The organism is Candidatus Babeliales bacterium (genome assembly GCA_041660205.1).
In the GTDB taxonomy this organism is placed as follows: domain Bacteria; phylum Babelota; class Babeliae; order Babelales; family Chromulinivoraceae; genus JACPFN01.
On the sequence record JBAZWT010000005.1, the window covers coordinates 23,288 to 43,259 of the forward strand.

The 19,972-nt window shown below is 36.7% G+C and carries 20 protein-coding genes; 12 read left to right on the forward strand and 8 right to left on the reverse strand.

Annotation, left to right across the window (positions count from 1 at the left end; genetic code table 11):
- Positions 1 to 11 precede the first annotated feature (11 nt).
- From WC747_02495 to WC747_02505, 3 genes are all read right to left on the reverse strand, one after another.
- The gene (locus WC747_02495; protein ID MFA5998859.1) at positions 12 to 1,103 is read right to left on the reverse strand and encodes an ABC transporter ATP-binding protein; all 1,092 of its coding nucleotides are present in this window, start codon (positions 1,101 to 1,103) and stop codon (positions 12 to 14) included.
- Positions 1,100 to 1,846 carry a hypothetical protein gene (locus WC747_02500; protein ID MFA5998860.1) on the reverse strand — a complete coding sequence of 249 codons (747 nt, stop codon included), beginning with the start codon at positions 1,844 to 1,846 and terminating at the stop codon, positions 1,100 to 1,102. The genes WC747_02495 and WC747_02500 overlap by 4 nt, the downstream gene beginning before the upstream one ends.
- Before the next feature lie 124 nt (positions 1,847 to 1,970).
- Complete coding sequence (locus WC747_02505; protein ID MFA5998861.1) at positions 1,971 to 4,928, reverse strand: BamA/TamA family outer membrane protein; 2,958 nt, start codon at positions 4,926 to 4,928, stop codon at positions 1,971 to 1,973.
- A 330-nt stretch (positions 4,929 to 5,258) separates the two neighbouring features.
- Between WC747_02505 and gltX the strand changes: the two genes are divergently transcribed.
- The gene (gltX, locus tag WC747_02510) at positions 5,259 to 6,680 is read left to right on the forward strand and encodes a glutamate--tRNA ligase (GenBank protein MFA5998862.1); all 1,422 of its coding nucleotides are present in this window, start codon (positions 5,259 to 5,261) and stop codon (positions 6,678 to 6,680) included.
- Positions 6,681 to 6,709: 29 nt separating this feature from the next.
- Here the strand turns inward: gltX and WC747_02515 are convergent, their stop codons facing one another.
- On the reverse strand, positions 6,710 to 7,513 hold the full coding sequence (locus tag WC747_02515; protein ID MFA5998863.1) for a hypothetical protein: 804 nt from the start codon (positions 7,511 to 7,513) through the stop codon (positions 6,710 to 6,712).
- Positions 7,514 to 7,590: 77 nt separating this feature from the next.
- Entirely contained in the window at positions 7,591 to 7,842 is a 252-nt protein-coding gene (locus WC747_02520) for a hypothetical protein (GenBank protein ID MFA5998864.1), read from the reverse strand.
- A 123-nt stretch (positions 7,843 to 7,965) separates the two neighbouring features.
- Here WC747_02520 and WC747_02525 point away from each other — a divergent pair, with 123 nt between their 5' ends.
- The 5 genes from WC747_02525 (at position 7,966) to WC747_02545 (ending at position 12,342) form a co-directional block, all read left to right on the forward strand.
- On the forward strand, positions 7,966 to 9,168 hold the full coding sequence (locus tag WC747_02525) for an amino acid permease (GenBank protein ID MFA5998865.1): 1,203 nt from the start codon (positions 7,966 to 7,968) through the stop codon (positions 9,166 to 9,168).
- 15 nt (positions 9,169 to 9,183) lie between these two features.
- Entirely contained in the window at positions 9,184 to 10,923 is a 1,740-nt protein-coding gene (locus tag WC747_02530) for a hypothetical protein (GenBank protein MFA5998866.1), read from the forward strand.
- A gap of 127 nt (positions 10,924 to 11,050) precedes the next feature.
- Positions 11,051 to 11,272, forward strand: a complete 222-nt coding sequence (gene rpsU, locus WC747_02535) for a 30S ribosomal protein S21 (protein MFA5998867.1) — start codon at positions 11,051 to 11,053, stop codon at positions 11,270 to 11,272.
- On the forward strand, positions 11,272 to 11,658 hold the full coding sequence (locus WC747_02540) for a ribosome-binding factor A (GenBank protein ID MFA5998868.1): 387 nt from the start codon (positions 11,272 to 11,274) through the stop codon (positions 11,656 to 11,658). The genes rpsU and WC747_02540 overlap by 1 nt, the downstream gene beginning before the upstream one ends.
- A gap of 3 nt (positions 11,659 to 11,661) precedes the next feature.
- The gene (locus WC747_02545; GenBank protein MFA5998869.1) at positions 11,662 to 12,342 is read left to right on the forward strand and encodes a prepilin peptidase; all 681 of its coding nucleotides are present in this window, start codon (positions 11,662 to 11,664) and stop codon (positions 12,340 to 12,342) included.
- A gap of 4 nt (positions 12,343 to 12,346) precedes the next feature.
- On the opposite strand, the gene WC747_02550 is transcribed toward WC747_02545, so the two are convergent.
- A complete protein-coding gene (locus tag WC747_02550) occupies positions 12,347 to 12,994 on the reverse strand; it encodes a hypothetical protein (GenBank protein MFA5998870.1) in 648 nt (215 codons plus the stop codon).
- 131 nt (positions 12,995 to 13,125) lie between these two features.
- Positions 13,126 to 13,737, reverse strand: a complete 612-nt coding sequence (locus tag WC747_02555) for an L-threonylcarbamoyladenylate synthase (GenBank protein ID MFA5998871.1) — start codon at positions 13,735 to 13,737, stop codon at positions 13,126 to 13,128.
- Between the two features lie 140 nt (positions 13,738 to 13,877).
- Here WC747_02555 and WC747_02560 point away from each other — a divergent pair, with 140 nt between their 5' ends.
- The 6 genes from WC747_02560 (at position 13,878) to WC747_02585 (ending at position 18,686) form a co-directional block, all read left to right on the forward strand.
- Complete coding sequence (locus tag WC747_02560) at positions 13,878 to 15,233, forward strand: hypothetical protein (protein ID MFA5998872.1); 1,356 nt, start codon at positions 13,878 to 13,880, stop codon at positions 15,231 to 15,233.
- Positions 15,230 to 15,493 carry a hypothetical protein gene (locus WC747_02565; protein MFA5998873.1) on the forward strand — a complete coding sequence of 88 codons (264 nt, stop codon included), beginning with the start codon at positions 15,230 to 15,232 and terminating at the stop codon, positions 15,491 to 15,493. The genes WC747_02560 and WC747_02565 overlap by 4 nt, the downstream gene beginning before the upstream one ends.
- A gap of 27 nt (positions 15,494 to 15,520) precedes the next feature.
- Positions 15,521 to 16,279: a F0F1 ATP synthase subunit A gene (gene atpB / locus WC747_02570; protein ID MFA5998874.1), complete on the forward strand. Its 759-nt coding sequence runs from the start codon at positions 15,521 to 15,523 to the stop codon at positions 16,277 to 16,279.
- 6 nt (positions 16,280 to 16,285) lie between these two features.
- Positions 16,286 to 17,233 carry an ATP synthase F0 subunit C gene (locus tag WC747_02575; GenBank protein MFA5998875.1) on the forward strand — a complete coding sequence of 316 codons (948 nt, stop codon included), beginning with the start codon at positions 16,286 to 16,288 and terminating at the stop codon, positions 17,231 to 17,233.
- 25 nt (positions 17,234 to 17,258) lie between these two features.
- Entirely contained in the window at positions 17,259 to 18,173 is a 915-nt protein-coding gene (locus WC747_02580) for a cysteine synthase family protein (protein ID MFA5998876.1), read from the forward strand.
- Between the two features lie 66 nt (positions 18,174 to 18,239).
- Positions 18,240 to 18,686: a hypothetical protein gene (locus tag WC747_02585; protein MFA5998877.1), complete on the forward strand. Its 447-nt coding sequence runs from the start codon at positions 18,240 to 18,242 to the stop codon at positions 18,684 to 18,686.
- 57 nt (positions 18,687 to 18,743) lie between these two features.
- On the opposite strand, the gene WC747_02590 is transcribed toward WC747_02585, so the two are convergent.
- Entirely contained in the window at positions 18,744 to 19,763 is a 1,020-nt protein-coding gene (locus WC747_02590; GenBank protein ID MFA5998878.1) for an MBL fold metallo-hydrolase, read from the reverse strand.
- Between the last annotated feature and the right edge of the window lie 209 nt (positions 19,764 to 19,972).

The window sequence follows — 19,972 nt, forward strand, 5'->3', positions numbered from 1 at the left end:
TATTTCTTAAGTTATTTTTTCAACAACACAACATTATCTTTTTGCCAGTACAAATACACATGATCATCATAATCGATAACCTCGCGGGCAAAATGTTCTTCGTTTTGTTCAAACACTTGAAGCATATATCCATTTTGTAGACGGACGTTATATTGCGTAAATCGCCCTTGATAGACAATCGATTGAACAATTCCAGATAAGTTATTGGAGAATCCTTCTAAACTTGATTTGCTAATCATTATTTTTTCGGGACGCACGCCAATACAAGCATCGTCTCCAACCTTAATATCTTCCATGCCTTCTGGTACTTTAATAGAAATACAAATCATTTTGTCCACATCTAAGTACCATTGCTCGCCATGCTGTACCATCACACCCTGAATGATGTTTGTTGTACCTACAAAGTTTGCAACAAAAACTGATTTTGGATGTTCATAAATTTCTTTTGGAGTTCCAACTTGATCAATTTTTCCATTTTGATTCATCACAGCCATCTGATCTGCAACCGTTAAAGCCTCTGTCTGATCATGAGTAATGTAGACAAACGTCGTACCCAAATGATCTTGCAGCTCAATAAGTTCTAATAAAACTTTTTCTCTCAAACGCAAATCGAGCGCAGCAAGTGGTTCATCAAACAAAAGTACTTCTGGCTCATTAATCACAGCGCGAGCTATTGCAACGCGTTGCTGCTGTCCACCAGAAAGCTGACTGATCTGCTTGTACAAATGAGGCTCAAGATGAAACATGCGAATAACTTTTTCAACTTTTTGCAAAATCGAATCAGCAGAAAAATTTCTTACGCGCAAACTGTACGCAATATTATCAAATACATTTAAATGAGGAAAAAGAGCATAGCTTTGAAATACGGTATTCACGCTACGCTTGTTGACCGGCACATGAGTAATGTCTTGATCACCTAAAAAAACTGATCCGCGATCAGGGATTTCAAGACCAGCAATCATGCGCAAAATAGTTGTTTTCCCACAACCACTTGGTCCAATAAGGGCAAAAAATTTGCCGCCTGGAATCTTTAAATTAATATTATCTAAAATTACTTCGTCTCCAAAAGACTTGGTAATTCCTTGTAAAATAATACCCTTCATTTTTTTTGCACCATTCGTGCCCATAAGATTGGAAATACCACATCAGAAAGAGTGCATGGTATGACAACGGCTATAAGCATTAGAATAAAAAATATACCAAAAAACTCATGGAACCCAGCAAGTCCATGGCCGATTGCATAAAAGATTGCAGCCATAGCACTAATAAACGTATGGAAAAAATGAAGAGACACAGAGTGACTTTCAGAATGTTCATCTTTCCATCTTGAAACAATTAACCCGTTGATTACACCGACAAACAAGAACGGTAAAATATTTGCTAGTTCTGTTCTAAAGCAAATATGAAGATCCATATGGACCCCCATCAATTCACCCGCCAAATATGGTAGCAAAACGTCAGAAAGCGTACAAAAAATCGATGAAGAAACAACACCGATAAATACACCTGCCATAATGTTTTTTGAATATCGGTAAAATGTTACCATAGAACCGCTTGCAGCAAATAAAATATGCGTAAAGTGAAAGCTATGAAATAAAATATCAAGGCCTGAACTCATGCCACATGACCCTGAGTGATCATGTAGGTGATCATGCATGTGAGGTAATGCGTTTGCCATGCTTGCTGTAAAAAACACATGAATCATGCTCAAAAGCATTAAGGCACACGCAACTGAAAGAGTCCCGTACGGGAGGTGGTGCATTAACTCATGGGAAAAGATGTCCCAAATTGATTTTTTCGAAATATTTTTAGCATCTAAACAGCTATTGTTGACTTCCAATGACATCGATCTGTCCCCATAAAAAATTGATCATATTACTGTTTTTTTAGTATAACAACATGATAGCTTTTGGCTATAAAAAATCATTGCTCAAAAACTGTACTGGATTTTAAAAAAAAAGAAAATATTCCTAAAATGCCTGGCCTAGAGTTAAGTACCAAACGCAGAGTGATTCAAAGTCTGGACATGTGCGTTTCCATTTGAAAGCGACATCAAAACGAAGTGGGCCAATGGGTGTTTCATAACGAAGCCCAAATCCAGAGCCGGCAAAGAAATTATCCGGTCCACTTCGTAGTTCATCACTCACGCTATATTTAAACAAAGCTCCCATATCGTTAAAAATAGCTCCGCCTAAATTTTTATAAATTCCAAATCGCACCTCAGTATTTATGTTAAACATGGTCCTGCCCCCTTGCGGAGCATAACGCCAAATATTATTTGCACACGCTGGAAGTCCTGCGTGCTGATCATAGATGGGCTCAGTCAAAAGTCCAAACGGTGGACAATAATCACGCTCATATCCTCGAATTGAAGACTGACCACCTAAATAAAATCTTTCAATGGGTATGATCTGATTAAAACAACGATTAAATACATGACCACCTCGCAGCCGTAAGGCCAGTACAGCTTTATCAAAAAAAGAAAAATACTGAGAGTGTTCTACGAGTAATTTGCAAAAGCTTGTTTTTGTATCTAAATCAAACATACCTTTGCAAGAAATAAATGATAAATGTCCGCTACGAGGATTCATGACTGCGTCTAACTTTTGCCAAACTATATTTGGCTCAAAAAATATGTAGGCTGGTTTTTTACCGAGCAACTCAGGATCATAATCAATGATGCTGCCCAAGCAAGGTTGATCGGCTTGCTTAATTCCCATGAATTCAAGTCCCGTTGATCCGCTTACGGTGAACGCTGAAAAAGCATGAGTCATATTCCATAAAAATCCTTGCTGAGTGGCGCCGTACAATGAATTTTTACTTCCTATGTACACAGGCTGCTCATAAAAAGAATCATACATCTTAAATTGGCAACGAATCCTTCTTTCAAATAACCATGGAAATTCATAGCAAGCTGTCGTATTTCTATAAAACTTAGTAACATCCACAGCCAAAGTACATTGATCCGCTATGTTAAAAAGATTTTTCACACACAGACTTCCGCCAAGTTTGTACGTAAAACCTCTTGAAAGTTGTAAGTTTCTTCCTACTTGCTGCATACCAAAACGAGTGCGAATCTCATATCGATCAGCATGAATTAATTTCATAAATATCGGTTTGCACAAAAATTCGTCAACGTCCTTGCTAGGATATATTTGAACTGACTCAAAAATATGCAGCGCCCTAAGATTCTTTAACGTTTGTTCAATTTTTTGCTTATCCCAATTTTCACCAGGCTCATAACAAACTTCCCTCATAATTGAAGTGTACGGAACTGTGCTATTTCCAAGAATTATTGTTTTACCAAATTTCACCTCAGACTCTTGAAGCGATATGTTCCACGTAACATCAACTACGCACTGATCGTCATCCAAAATGCAATTGTGCAAGACGTAGCTTACAGAAACCTTAAGAAAACCTTTGTTTCGTAAATGCCGAGTAAGCCATTGTTTTTGTTCGAGAAGTAAAGAACTATCAAATCCTTTATGATACTGACAGAGCCAAACCAAAAGAAATTGCTGCTCTATGTCTGGGTATCCAGGAATATTGGCGTCTCCCATCACCCGTTTGCGACCTTCGTCAATGGTCAAAACTAAATCACGAGTATGATCTTTTTTGCCTTTTATATAATCTTCTTTAACAATTTTTGCATCCCAATATCCTGCTTGTCTGTAGATTTTAACAAGCTGCTCTAAAGTTTTTTTCACAACTTCTTTATCAAAGAACTTTGCCTTTAACGGTTGAAAATAAGCAGCTTTAATTAAAGATGCGGCAGAAGAATTACCATTGTTTTTAAGATAAGCAGATGAAATAAGAATCCTGCTACCTTCGTTAATAATACAAAAAACCTTGTCTTTCTCCTCGCGGACAGAAACACGCACAGTCCAAAAGCCTTTGCTTTTGTAAAGCTGCACGATTTCATCACTGATTACAGAGCTAGGAAAATGCCATGCCGATTTTCCATACAGCAGTAAATGATCTAAAAGCTGCTGGTGATTGTAAAAAGAATTACCCACAAAAACAAATTCTTTTTTTCTATCTATCGTTATAACAAATTCAACGTCTACCGCTTTTTTATCCATATGCAATTTTTCTTGCACGCCTATATCAAGAACCATAAAACCTTGATTTTCAAGCAAGATTTTAATCTTACTGCACATATTTTTAACAAGACTTTGCGAGTAAGACTTTAAGCGTATTTTGTCACAGCATACATTCGTAATTTTTTGATATATTTTTTCAGTTTCAAGCTGAGTGATACGGGCAGCACCATCAACTTTAAAAGTAACTTTATCAACACTAAACCTTGGTCCTTTTTTTAAATAGATATCGACAGAGACGCAAGCTTCTTTTTCATGCTTTACAACATTGTCTACCAGCTGCGCATGAAAATAACCCAACTCATGAAATATTTTTCTCATAGCCTCTATGGAATGATAGTGCTTTTGCTGATCAAAATGGTCACCGATATCAATTAAATACGCGTTTTTATAACGATCTTTTCCATGCAACAAACCAGAAACGTTTAAACGAGATAGCGTAAAATGCTTCACCAAATAAAGCTCAAAATGATAACTAGTTGCGTCCTTACGATATATTTTCAAATTAATATCTTTAAACGTGCCCATCTGCTTGAGGTAAAAAAGGGCCACAGCTATATCTTTTTTAGTCATAACTGCATGACTCTTTAGTCCGGACACTGACGCCAGCTCATCAAAATCACACCTGGTATCGATACAATATTTTATAGATTGAACAAATATTTCATCGGGCAAACATTGATCAATGTCACGGCGAAAGAGGTCTGATAAACCGTCAATTGAGCAAACAAAATCGCCAATCTCATTGAATGGATCTTTACAACCTGCCTGATCTGATGCTTGCAATGAACTAAAAAAGAAGAGGAAGAAAAAAAGAAAATTGTACACAAAAATGATTCCACGTAGCTCGTATATTTATTTGACTTGTAACCAGAATACCATGTTTTGGAAGCTTTTTATATCCCTCGATACTTTTTGCTAAAGCAAAACACTCGGGACGAACGACGAGTGGGAAAAAGCATGCGTAGAATGGATCGGGACAAACGACTGGATGGTGAAAGTGTGTAATATTTCTTCCCTAGTCGTTCGTCCCGAGTATCCGTCGTAGCCTTGGCGAAGTCGGATGTATCGAGGGATAAAAACAATATTGCTCTCAACATTCATATAAATTCTGTTATGCTAAAAAAATAATGTGTAAACCTTAAAATGTATGGTGTTATGAACTCAGTAAGAACCCGATTCGCCCCTTCTCCAACAGGCATTATGCATATTGGAAATGTCAGAGCAGCGCTTTTCAACTATCTTTTTGCCAAGCAAAACAATGGAACATTTGTTTTACGTATCGAAGATACTGACCAACAAAGAAACATTGAACTCGGAACGCATCACATCATAAGACATTTAAACTGGCTCGGACTTACGTACACTGAAGGCCCAGAAGTTGGTGGAGACTTTGGTCCTTACTTTCAATCACAACGATCTGATACTTATCAAAAACACTTAGACAAGCTTTATGAAAAAGATTTCGTTTATCGTTGTTTTTGTACCCCTGAAGAACTTGAGATACGTAGAAATCGTCAAATTGCTATGAAACGAGCTCCTCGTTACGAAGGCACTTGTTTAAAACTGACAAAAGAAGAAGCTGCACAAAAGCTTAACGATAAAACTTCGTACATCTGGCGTATGAAAGTAGATAGTTCCAAAAAAGTATCTTTTAAGGATCTTGCTCGTGGCATCTTAGAATTTGACCTACAACACTTTTCAGACTTCCCTTTAACTCGTGAAGATGGAACATTTACCTTCATTTTTGCAAACTGCATTGATGATTGTGAAATGGAAATGACTCATGTCTTCCGAGGTGAAGAACATTTATCAAACACCGTAAGCCAAACCGTTTTGTATCAAGCATTAGATTACAAACTTCCTACTTTTTGGCATTTGCCGATTTTGTGCAACCAAGAAGGTAAAAAACTTTCTAAACGGGACAAAGGCTTTTCTTTAGACGACGTTGAAAATCAAGGATTTTTACCAGAAGCAGTATGCAACTATCTTGGTATTTTAGGTGCGTCATTCCAGCAAGAAATCATGTCTCTGGAAGAATTGGCAAAAACCTATAAATTCGATCATCTTCATGGCGCGAGCCAAATCAAGTATGATGTTGAAAAATTAAAATGGATGAATCACAAATGGATTGCTGGTTATGACTTGGACAAATTAGTTCAACTATGCAAACCATTTTTAGCAAAACAATATGATCTTTCAAAAATTTCAGATGAGCAATTAACTCTTTTGATTAAATTAGTTCAAAACGATCTACAAACGCTTCTCGATAGTGTTGAGCTGTTGAAATTTTATTTTGAAAAACCGAACGTCACACGCGAAACACTCAGTGGCATCATAGAATCGCAAAAAATCGATTCATTATGCAATATTTTAAAAAGTGAGCCTGTAACTACGACGTGGGATCAATTCTTATCAAACATCAAACCAAAGAGCAAAGAAGCTGGAGTCGCTGATAAAGAGATGTTTGGCACAGTTCGAACATTGCTGACAGGCAGCCCAAAGGGTATGCAAATTAATGATTTGTTTATCTGCCTGGGAGCAAAAGAATTTTTTGCACGAATTAAGCAGCAGTTATAATTACTTTTCGTCTGTAATTATTTTAACACTTATGACTCAAAGAATTTGATCACTTCCAGCTGGAGCATAGTCAGAACAGGAGCTGATATTTTGCTACCACTATAATGTGGATTAGATTGCAACACTTGAAATTGATAATCACTTAAGCTTGCTCTTTTGCTTAAATCACCTGTTATTGATTCAATTTTCTTTTTAGATAACATACAAAGCTGATCTATCGTTAACCAACGAATGTTATCAGGGGTCAACGTGTTAAAAAGATCATCTTCAATCAATGCTAATGCCTCTGGCGGTACAGTTCTTAGTGTTTGAGAAAGCACAATCTCATCTTCTCTAGAAATTTCGCGCCCATGCACTCTCTGCTCATTGATACATCTCAGTTTTTTAACAAGTTTACTTTGCTGTGTAAAAAAATTAATAAAATATAGTTGAGCCCTATCTATATCGTTATAAAGATTAATCACCTTTTCTGTTTGTACATATCTGTGCCATGGCAATTTCAACAATGACTTATCTATCTTCTTATTTGCTATGGCATAAATGTAAGCTTGTTTAAACTTATCAGAAGTTACATTGCAATCATCAAGCTCAAGGCTCCGACAAGACTGTTTGAATTCTGAATATCGATAAGACTGTTTGAATCCTGAATCATGCGTTTCTTGAGAAATTTCAGCAAGGGCTAAATCTAATTCTTCAAGCTCTTCAAGAGTAATATCATGTCTAAAGCCTAGCTCACGAGGATTTGCGGAGTTTAAAGCTACCAGTGATGCATGTACATTATTTTGCATACTTGAAAAAATAACAAGAACCATTGAGATATTAACTTTTAACATTAAATATGCTCCTCTGTTTTAGCTTTTTAGTTCTAAGCGTTAATGTATGAAATTTTATATTTTATTTGGAAGAGTTGTTATTTTTTTTGACCAGTTATGAAGCGATTGGGCAATTGCTGTAGATCAAAAACAATACCTTGCTCAATAAGTTTATGCATAACATCTAAAAAAACATCTAGCAAATCTGGTGCTACAAAAAACTCAAAGAGGCTTTGATCTTTGTCCAGGGTACGATCAAAGGCTACATACTCTGTAAACCTTAGCGTTGAGCTAACGATCCAGCATAACTCTTTTTTAACATGTGCTTGAAAGTATAAAGAATATTGCATAAGTTATTTTTTTTTAAGAACTTGGTTTAAAACTTGTTTGTAGCATACTACAATGTTATAACCTTACCATATCAACTCAAATTTGTAGAATTTTAAGTTAGTTTTGTATGAAAAGGAAACTACATGACCACAAGCAACGAAGGCAAAATAGGCATCAATACCGCTGTCACCATTGGAATGAAATCAATGATCGGCGCTGGAATCTTTAGCACGACTTCTTTGCTTGGTTCAAAAATTGGTCCAGCAGGAATTCTGGCTTATCTTTTAGCATTCGCTGCTGTTTGGTTTATCGCTCAATCATTTGCTCGAGTTGCATATCTTTACCCTCAAGAAGGTTCTTTTTATAACTATGCCAAACAAGCTGGCGGTCATACACTCGGCCTTATGGCAGCTGGCGCATATCTCATTGGTCTTTTAATTGCTATGGGTCTTTTAACTAAAATAGCTGGAATGTACATACAAGCATTTTTTCCAGAAATATCTTTAACAATGATAAATCTTTTAACAGTTGGGTTACTCATTGCGCTCAACGTTTTTGGCATGAAACTTTCAAGCATGGGGATTTATTTTTTACTATCGCTCACGCTCTACGCGATCACCATGACAAGCGCTTTATGCCTGAGCAATTTTAATACAGCTCATCTTTTTCCATTTATGCCATACGGCTTTGGTAGCGTACTAGCAGGAACTAAAGTTGCAGTATTTGGCCTTTTCGGATTTGAAAGCATCGCTTCACTGTTTAATATTATGAAAAATCCTGAGCAAAATGTTCCAAAAGCATTACGCCTGACAATACTTTTTGTTGGTATAATCTATTTTGTTTTTATTGGATCTATTTTAATAGGAATTCCACAAGAGGTGTTCCTTCTTCTTCCAGATATCACCATTCCACAAACACTCATCCAAGTTTTTCCAAATCATCCATGGATCATTAGATCAATTGGCGTTTCAATTCTTTTTGCAATTTTAGGCACCATCCACGCTATGCTCTGGTCTTCAAGCCAGTTTATGTTGTCTTATTTTAAAGTTTTAAATAACAAGAGTATCAATCGCCTCAAACCTACTTCAAAAACATGCGTTATTATCGGTGGATCTATTATTCTGTTTATGTGCTTAACAATTACAGACATTAAAACATTTTTTAGTTTAACTGATACCTTTATACTTTTTGCATTTATTACTACTATCATTCCTCTGCTCAAACTTAAAAGTGAATGGAAATCAGGGCAAAATTATATTACAGTATTGGGCCTGATCTCCGCTTTAATTATTTTTGCAGTAGCTGGAGAAGCACTCGTAAAAAATCTTATAACGTGGTTCCATTAAAAAGGATGAGCTCATATGATCACGAAACGGACGCTGCAATATTCCATCATTGCTCTTAGCTTTTTTTCTATTTCTACAATGTACGGACTAACAACCCTACAACATTGGGATCCGGCACCTATTTTTTCTGCAAACGACAGCATGATGCCACCCAACAGTCAGTTTCTTGATTTAAAACAAGCACGCATGAAAAATGAAACTCCATCTAAACGGCGATCCTTTGGGTTAAACTTTAGTGGATTTATCCAGGGTGCTAACACAGCTTATGGATATGCTGGATGTAATACCTACGGCTCTGAATGCGGCACACCTCAGAATGGTTTTGAAATGGGTGATTTCCGTGGAACGATGTACGCCATGGGACTCTTTTTAGGAAAAAATCCAAACAATGGAAATAGCATCTGGGCCAACCCTCCAACAGTCACCGGAACTGATCCAGAAGATGGTCTTCCAACTAATATCACCTGTCTGTCAATTACAAACTTTGGATTACCAGAATGCTTAGAAGATATAGCTATGGTACTTTCTGGAAATGCTGCACAATGCACACCTGATACTTGTACAACAACTACTCCTACTTGTGCTACACAACCTGCTCTTATATTCAACAACAGCACAAGCGCTGCATGTTGTCCTAGTATTTTTAATGAAGCTTCACTGGCTCGAGATACTATGTACTTTGGTGCATTTTCTATGCCTATTCAATATAGAAAACAAGGATTTCGATGGGAATTAAACTTTAATTGGGGTGACTGTATTGGACTTACCATTCAATCAGGCGTTGCAAACATAAAACAAAAATTTTTAACGGCTTACACAACTCAGACTTCTGGAGTAGGACAAACCAATTTTGGCCCCTACAGTCTATCAGCAGTTCCAAACATACCTGCAACTGGCACAGGGACCCCACTTTCATCTTTGTATAGTTCATTAAACGTCGCTAATGCTGCAGTTTCATCACTTCCAAACACAGACGCCCAAGCCTTATTCGATTCTCAAATTTCTAATAACCTTGAAAATATTTTAAATCCAACATGTGGACACAACCAAGGCATCTGCTCTTTCGATGAGTACAGCGTAGAAGATGTCCGATTTTTCTTAACCGTAAAATATCCTTACGACAGAAACGCTTACACCAAAGACATTGATGGAAATCAGTGGCCAGATATGATCTTTACACCGTATGCTTATGTAGCTGGAACAGCTCCTGTAGCAAAAAAAATTGATTATACAAATCTACTCAGTCTTCCTTTTGGTAACAATGGCCACGCTTCTATTTGTGGTGCTGGCGGAATGACTTTTGACTTTGTAGAATCTATAGAAGTGGGATTTGAAGGCGGAGTAACTTATTTCTTCCCAAGAACAGAATGTAATAAGCCTTTCCCAACACACAAATTACAACGAGTTTTATACCCATTTTCAACCAATGTGCGCACTCAGCCTGGCTTAAACGGACACTTCAAAGCAATGATGGATGCTTATCAATTTTTACCACATGTTAACTTTTGGTTTGTGTATGAAATTATCGAACATCGTCAAGATTGCTTTACGGTCTGCGACTCAGCTAAAGCGCAATATTTTATACCTGAAATTTTAGAGTGTAAATCTGACTGGCGGGCTCAATTTTTTAACGCTGGTCTTTCTTTCGATATTCAGCCAGGAATGCAGCTAAGTTTCGCATGGCAACAACCAATTACACCTCGAAATGCTTACTACCCTGTTGGGCTGATTGGCTCTGTAAACTTCCTGTTTTAAAAAAGAAGGATTTCCAGGGCAAGCGTTGCTTTGCAAGCGCAGCTTTTTAAGTCTAGACATTTCACAGAAAACCACGTATCCTAAAACAATAAGTTTCATCATAAAAATCGTAAGGCGGCTGTTTCACATGGCAAAAAAGGCAAACATTAAAGTTCTGGTTACCAGTAACATTGATCGAGCGTTACGTCAGCTTAAAAAGAAAATTGAACGCGAAGGCGTTGTTCGAGATATGAAACGTGTTGTGTACTTTGAATCTCCGACACAAAAAAAACGTAAACGTCTTATCAGAGCGATCAAACAAAACCTCATGCTACTTGCTAGTCGTGGCGAGTTGATCATCAAAAGATAATGGATCGAACAAACGTTTCAAAAATTAAACGCTCTCAAAAAGAGTCGTTGCTTCTCAGAGAAATATCTAGACTGCTGCATCAGTTATCCTTAGAAGATACTGAACTTGGTGGACTTTTTGTTAACCGCGTTGAACTTTCAAAGAATAAAGGTATGTGTTTTATATACTTTTACGATCCAAACGGTATCGAATCTTTTAAAGAAAAAAACAAACGTTTGATTTTATACAAACCGTCCCTTCGCAAAGGTATCGCGCAAGCGCTAGACGCTCGTTACACACCTGAGCTAAAATTTGCATTCGATGAGCAATTTGACAAGCAACAGCGCATTGAGACGATCATAGAACAAGTCAAAAAAGATTTTAATAAAAATTCCACGCAGGAATAGGTCATGTATCTATTTCCTTCGTGGAATTTTTATGTGTTTATACTTTTTTTATGGCCTTGGACAGCAATTCTTAGAATTATTGCTCACAAACTTGTTTGCGGACCTCGCTCCCAAATATCTTTTTCTTCTTTTATAAACAAACAACCACCATTCAATTATTATTGGATTGATTGCTTGGCTATGTCCTTTTTTATGCAACTCTGGCTCAACAACTCTTTTTCTTTTCCTGTATATTTTTTCTTTTTTTCCGCTTTAACTATTTCTATTTACACAGACATACAACACATGCTTATTTCACGCTTTGTATCGCTGTATGCAGTACCAGTCGGGATATATTTAAGTTACGCGGGCTACCTGCCGATCTCGCCTTTTGAAAGCGCTGTAAGTGCTGCAGCTGCTTATCTTTTTCTATTTTCAATCAATAAAATCTTTTATCTGATCAAAAAACATGACGGACTAGGACAAGGAGATTTAGAACTTTTTGCATTCATAGCCTCTTTTGCAGGACTGCTTGGATGTTGGTTCACAATACTTTTTAGTTCAATGCTCGGCACACTGGCAGGATGTAGTTACATGCTCTGGTCACGTAAAACAATATCAATGCTTCCATTCGGGCCATTTTTAGCTGTCGGCGCTATGCTTTTTGTTTTGTTTGAACAATGGATTTTGGCAAGTATCGTCTAAGGATTTATGATGGAAGCACAACGCCATCTGAACAAAAACCACCTTCGCCATGAAGTACTTTAATTGTTGCAGAAATTCCCTTGAGATGATGCTGCTTAATATCAAGTTCTAGAACAAGCTTTGAAAAGATTCCTTTGGAAAAGCTCAACCATTGCACGTGTGATTTTTTGTTGTTTTCAACGCGAACGCGAGACAAGTTAACCAAATACCCTAAAATTTCAACCTCGTGTGGCGTAACTGAAAGATCAAGTCCTATCCAATCATGCAGCCATGCTTTTGGACTTTTAACTTTGTTACTGCTATTTTTTTCCATCTTCCAAATATCATAAGCAGCCTGCAGTTTTATAGGAATTTCCTGACGATCAACATCGGCAAAAAATAGTGGTTTATTTGTTTTTGTATCCAAATAATAAATAGGCCTTAGTACTAAGCTTGGCTTGCCTGGTTCAAGTAAAAAAGAATCGGTAAAGGTACTGCGAGCCGCAATTACTTTACGACGGCCCTGCAGTGAGCAGCTTGACGTGTCACTATGCTCCACAATTAAAAACCCAACATTGGTATTATTAACTATTTTCTGAACCATTGGAGCTGCTGCAATGTCAACACCGACAAAGAGCAGTAAGCTTAAATGTAACCCTTTTCGTAACCCCACAATTCCCCCTCATTTTTCAGTAGTGCCTGGTCAGTAAAGCCTGGCAATGACGTATCAAAGCTAATCATTGCCATAAGATTACACTTAAAAGATGAGCAATTTCAACAGTTTTCATTTTAAATAAAAGAAAATTAGCCAATAAGGTTATGTAAAACATCAATCGAAAAAGCTCCTGGTCGCACAACACGAATGTCTCCTGTTGAGCAATCAAGAATAGTTGAAGGGCTTTGGCCATAGGTTTCATGATCTCTGTCCAAACAAACAACAGCAACTTTATCAATCAATGACTGGTCAACAGCACTTATCGATTCTGGCACAGGGAGACCATGCACATTGGCACTCGTGGAAAACAAACCATCACAATGTTTTAAAAGATGTAACAACCCTGCATGATCAGGTACCCGAAGAGCAATTGTTCTATCTTGACTTACCATCCATGACGGCAGATCTGATCGAGCTTTAAAAATCAAAGTCACAGGACCAGGCCAACACGTTGCTATCAATGTTTCTAATTTTTCAGACAAAGGCTGATCGATAAATAATTTTATTTTTTGAGCTGATCCGACAACTATCAAATACGGTTTGTCAGATCGTTGCTTTAACTCGTTAAGAACCTCAAAAGATTTTTGAGTCAGTTTACCCCATAAACCAAGTACCGTATCGCCTGAAGCTAGTACAATTTTATCTTGGTCCAACGCCGTTTGAATAGTCGTTAAACTTTCTTTATCGTTCCAATGGATCATGTTATAAATTCCTTATATTAAAAGCGCTTTCAAGATTCAAGATTGACTTTTAAGCACGCAAATTTATAGTGTATAGAAATAATTAGTTTTGTGTTTTTTATAGAATTTGCAAAAACTTCACCTGACGGAGAATCTAAACAATGTCTCAGATTAATCCAATATCTCACACAAAAATAGGTCTCTTACTTTACCCCCAAAAAACATATAACGAAGTCATTGCATATTTCAATGCTAACTGGAAAAAAAGTCCTCATAGCGTCATGCAGAAATTAGACCAAGCGTTGGGCAATATTTCTAAAAAATTAACCTCTGTAATCATTGCTGGAACAAGCGGCAAAAGTACCACCATTCATTATCTTGAAAAGATATCAAAAACGAAAAATATAAAAATTGGAACTTTTTCGTCTCCACATTTTATGCATTATAACGAACGTTTTGCTGTAAATAGCACTAAGATTTCAAATGAAACATTTACAGATCTCGCAAACCAAGTTATTAATCTTGCTCGTGAATTAAAAATTAATGCTTCAAGTAAAGATATTTTAACTGCCATGGCTTTAATTTACTTTGACGATCAAAAAGTTGATCTCGCTATTTTTGAACAAGAAGACATGCTTGACCGTGATCCTGTCACGATCTGCACTCCATTTATTTTGGGAATTTCTCGCATTGTGCAAAACTCACAAGAGTCTGTACATCAAAAAATTGATAGCATTATTGATCATATATCGCATCAAACTCATGTTATTTCCGCAAATCAAAGCACCTTGTCTTTACTTACCATGGAACAAAGAACCATACAAAAAAATGGTGTTTGGGTTATGCCTATAAGAAAAGTCGCTCCACTCGCTTATCCATTTGAACAATTGTTTGGCAGAAGCGCTGCACTGGCAGATCGAATCATTCAAATATATTTAGAAAAGATCTCGGTAAATCAGGCAACTGGCTCAACGACAACTTCGATAGACCTTAAAAACATAAAAAGCTTACATCTCTCTTCCAGCCAATTTTGGCAATCAATTAATAATGAAATCCCAAACACATTTCAAATAATTCACGAAAAAGAAAAAACTATTTTGCTCGACAATGCAAGCAACCTGGATGCCTTTAGCAATTTATTTTTAGGCATACGACTCTTAAACTATCAACACTCGTTTAAAAATATCTTTTTTGTTGTAGGAAGCACCAAAGAGCAATGTGATGAGAATGAATTTATAAAACTATTTCATTCATGTTTTAAAAAATTCTCAGGGACCATTAGCTTTTACAGCACTCCAACTATTGTTGGCGAAAAAATGGGCACACCTTGGGATATTGCCCATCTCGTAAGTTTGGCACAATACAACAAAATAAAAACAGCTCAACATCACAACTTTCAACTAGCATTTCAAGAAATCTCTGCAGAATTAACAGATAAAAATGATCTGCTCGTCATTGCAGGATCTCAAGCAATTATTTCTGAGTACTTAAAGCTTGCACAAGGCAATAATTTATGATTTCAAATATTTTTTTTATGAGTATCGCAACGATTTTGAGCGGAATTATCTATGGCTCTCTGCTATTTGTCGGGAAAAAATACGTACTTACCTACAACAAGCCAACATATGATTTTATCTTTACTCTGCTGCGTTTTTCACTGTTAATTTTATTTTTTTATACGATCTCAACATTTGTTGCAAGCAACTCTATACTTCTGACTATATTGTTTGTATCATCTTACCTATGCAGCGTAGGAATATTAGCATACAAAATGTAGCTCTGCGAACCATTTAAAGAGATAATCATGCATAATCATAATGCTTTACCTGACCATTCATGGAAGCCATTTTCTCAATTTGGTCTTCATGGAGATTTTTGGACTTTAAAATCAGAAATTTTAATCGACACCTGGATTATTCTTAGCTTGATCATGATTGCAGGTTTTTATATTTCTCGATGCTTAAAAAACGAAAATAGTCTTGTCAGATATGCAGTCTTGCAGTACGTAAAAGCATTTCAAGATTTACTCATTCAATCAATTAGATCTTGCCCGATTGGGCATCTTTCTTTCATTGGATCACTGTTCACTTTTATCTTTCTGTGTAACACGATACAGATAATTCCTTGGTGCGAAGAACCAACTAAAGACTTAAATACAACATTTGCCCTTAGCATTATTGCCCTGCTGTATGTTCATTTCAATGCAATCAAAGCAAAAGGAATAAAACATTACATTTTGGGTTATTTTGATCCATTCTTCCTCATGTTTCCACTTCATGTCATTGGACTTTTTTCTTCACTTATTTCTTTATCGTTTCGATTGTATGGAAATATTTATGGAGGATTTATCATCAGCTCATTGTATTCAGGAATACTTTCCGGATCAGCTTTACTGCAAACAATTGGGCTTGTTTCAGGGGCAAACATCATAATGCTTTTACTTTTTGGAATTTTTGAAGGCTTGATCCAGGCATTTGTATTTACCATGCTGACGACAACGTACCTATCAATGGAAATTCTTCATGAAGAGCAAGATGCTACAAATCTCGATATAATTCCGTAAAAAACTATGACAAACATACTTTACTTTTTATTTTCTATTATCCCGTTGATACTTTCATCCATTGGTACTAGCATTGGCCAAGGACTTATTGGTCGGCAAGCATTGCGCGCAATGCAGATGCAACCATCATCGGCTAACCATATTACAAAAATATGCATCATCGGCACAGCGGTAACTGAAACTGCTGCGTTGATGGGATTTTTAATGTCACTTCTTTTAATAAATAACTCAACTCCAATGCTTGACCCATATTTTACTAACTTTGGCGTAGCAGGCATCGCACTTGCTGTAGGAATTTCGGGACTGTGTGCCGGTATAGCATCAGCATTTCCAGCGATTGCAGCATGCTCAAGTCTAGCGCGGCAACCATTCGCTCAAACCAAAATATTAAACATCATGCTCATTACTCAAACACTGATCATGACACCAAACATATTCGGTGTTCTGGTAGCTTTTATGATTAAGGCAAAACTACCAATAATAACGACTTTTAATGAGGCTATGCAGCTTTTTTCTGGCGGACTAAGTATTGGACTTGGATGCGTTGGGCCATCCATTGGACTTAGTTTGTTTGCATTTGCCGCAGTAAGTGCTCTTGGCGTTAACAAAAAAGCTTACGGAAAAATAATAACTTTTACCTTCATTAGCGAAGCAATTATTGAAACACCCGTAATTTTTTCACTTCTTATTTCATTGATGATTTTGACCCAAGAAATAGTTCCTCTGTCACCGCTTCAAGGCTGGCAATTTTTTGCTGCCGCACTCTGTATGGGACTGAGCACTTTATTTCCTGGTATAAACTCTGGAAGAACTGGAGCTACCGCATGCAGCCAAATTGCATTGCGTCTTGAACAGTATCCAGCTCTTTCAAAGCTTACGATGCTCGCTCTGGCAATGATTGATTCATTTGCTATTTACGGTCTCCTGATCTCAATTATGATGTTGATTTATTAATAAACTACTCTGCATAAAGGTCCACATGAAAAATTCTCTACTTCAATCTATCGGCGATACGTTACTGGTTAAAATATTTGAAAATTCTCCAGGTTCAATTTATGCAAAATTAGAATATTTAAATCCAGGTGGCAGCATCAAAGACAGATCTGCTTTGTACATGATAGAGTGGGCAGAAAAGCAAGGACTTTTAAAACCAGGCACAACCATTATTGATGCCTCATCAGGCAATCATGGAATTGCTTTGGCGCTCATTGGAGCTATCAAAGGATATCCTGTTATCATTTGCTCAACAGACAAGCACAGCAAAGAAAAAATGGATACTATCAGAGCGTATGGCGCAACAGTCCTCACGTTTCCTTCTGGACCATCTCTTGAAGATCCAAATAGTTACCACTCCCAAGCAGTGAAACTTCAAAAAGAAACACCGAATTCTCATATGCCAAATCAATATTGCAACCCTTTAAACGCAACAGCACATTACTATGGCGTTGGTCCTGAAATTTGGAAACAAACAGAAGGAAAAATTACACATTTAATTGCAGCTGCGGGAACTGGCGGAACAGTGAGTGGCGCTGGAAAATATTTAAAAGAAATGAATCCAAATATTCAAGTGATTGGTGTTGATGCGGCAAATTCATACCGATCAACGAAGGGTAATCCAAAACCTTACAAACTTGAAGGCATGGGCGTTGACTCTGAATCTTTAGTTCTTGATAATTCAGTTATTGATGAATTTATCGAAGTAACAGATGAACAGGGCATGGATATGATGAAAAAATTAGCTCATGAGCATGGATTTTTAGTTGGGCCAAGCAGTGGCGCTGTTGCTTATGCAGCTTACACCTACGCTCCAAGACTGAAGCCAACTGATGTTGCTGTCATTATTTTTGGTGATTCAGGCCGCGCTTATTTATCTAAAGGCTTTTACGCTAAATAATAAGTTTGTGTTATTACTTCTTAAGAAATTCAAAAATACGTTCAAAATCTAAAAAAGGAGTTTGGTATGAAGTGTTTGTTTTTTATAATAAGCCTATGTTTTCTGAGTACAAATACACAAGCAATGAAAAACAACAATGAAAACTCAAGACTTTTAGGCGATGAGACGACCTTTTTTGAAGATATAAATTCAAGAATTTTAGATAGAGAAAAAGTTAAACTTAAAGAGTATCTCTGTCAGCAACATTTTGGCTCTAATTATCTAACTGCAGAATTAATAAAATCTCGATCAAAAGCTTCTCAAGATAAAGATACCGTTGTTATTACACAAACAGAACAAGCAAATGACAACCATTGCATGGTTAACGTAAATATAACTTTTGCTAATGCCTATGCCGAGCAAAATCAAAACATATGCATAGTAAAACAGATTGCTTATCCAGATTTTATTGAACTTATGAATAAGATTAAAAAATCATCAGACTCATGCTGCTGTTGCTGCTCAATTCAATAAATTACATTAAAAAGTCTCGCACAACTTGCAGACTTTATAAGATTTTTTAAAAATGGATTATAAAGAAATTTCTTTGATACTTTGCTGCACTGTGAAGACAATGCGTTGCTTAAGACCTGTAAGCATTTCACCAAACTTCATGACGTTTAAGTTTTTATCTTTTAGCTCAGCGCGAAACTCATGCCATGACTGCTTTAAGAGAGATATAGGAGTATGAAAATCATCAAATCCTAAATGAAATGTGCCCCAATGCATTGGAATAAATGTTTTTGCTTTTAACTTAACAAAAGCCTCAACAGCTTCACGAGCATTAATGTGTGAACTTTTCATCCATGAACGAGGCTCACCAGGAGCAATGGGTAAAAGTGCTACATCGATATCTTTAAATTCTTTGCCAATTTGTTCAAAATGAGAACCCCAACTCGAGTCACCTGCAAAATAAATTTTAAAGTCTTCTGCCTGCACCATCCAACTGCCCCACAACGATCTGTTTTTATCAAATAAAGTTCGCTGAGACCAATGATTTGCGGGCAAAAAAGTAAATTTAACATTTGGATTAAGGTCATCAATAATTTCATCCCACCACATATGCTCAGAAGCATACAAAAACTGGTGTTTATCAAACCATTCTTTATCACCCATTGGTGCCAAAACTTTCATGTCTGGAAATCTACTTTTTAAATCGCACAGAGCTTGACTGTCCATATGATCAAAGTGATTGTGCGAAATAAGTACATAGTCAATTTGTGGTAAATCTTGGATCTGAACTACCGATGGAACGATGCGACGAAACACTAAAGAAAGAGATCCGAAAATAGGATCAGTTAAAATATTTTTTCCACCAACCTGGATAAGAAAAGTTGAGTGGCCCAGCCATGTGACCACTGGTTCTTGACTGCGTGATTGAAATGAAGGAGTTAATACGATTTTTTTTAAATCTTGCGTAAGTTCTTGATTAAAAAAACAAACTTTAATCGAATGAACAAGCGTTTTAAGGACAGGTATAAACCATTCATGATTCAATCCATCAGAGCAAACAAACTTTCCATAACTACGCTCTGGATACATTCGTTTCATCAAAAGGCCTTTAATTGGGGAGTGAAATAAAACCCCCCACCCAGATATAAATATCACGGATAGGGGAAATGGAGGTTACGCTTAATTTCTAAAATAATTTAAACAAATGAACTCTTTAAGAGTAAACAAATACATATCGAAAATCAAATTTAATTTTTATCCTAGGCACTTTTGTCGTTAGATTTATCATCGGAATTATAGTTAATTAC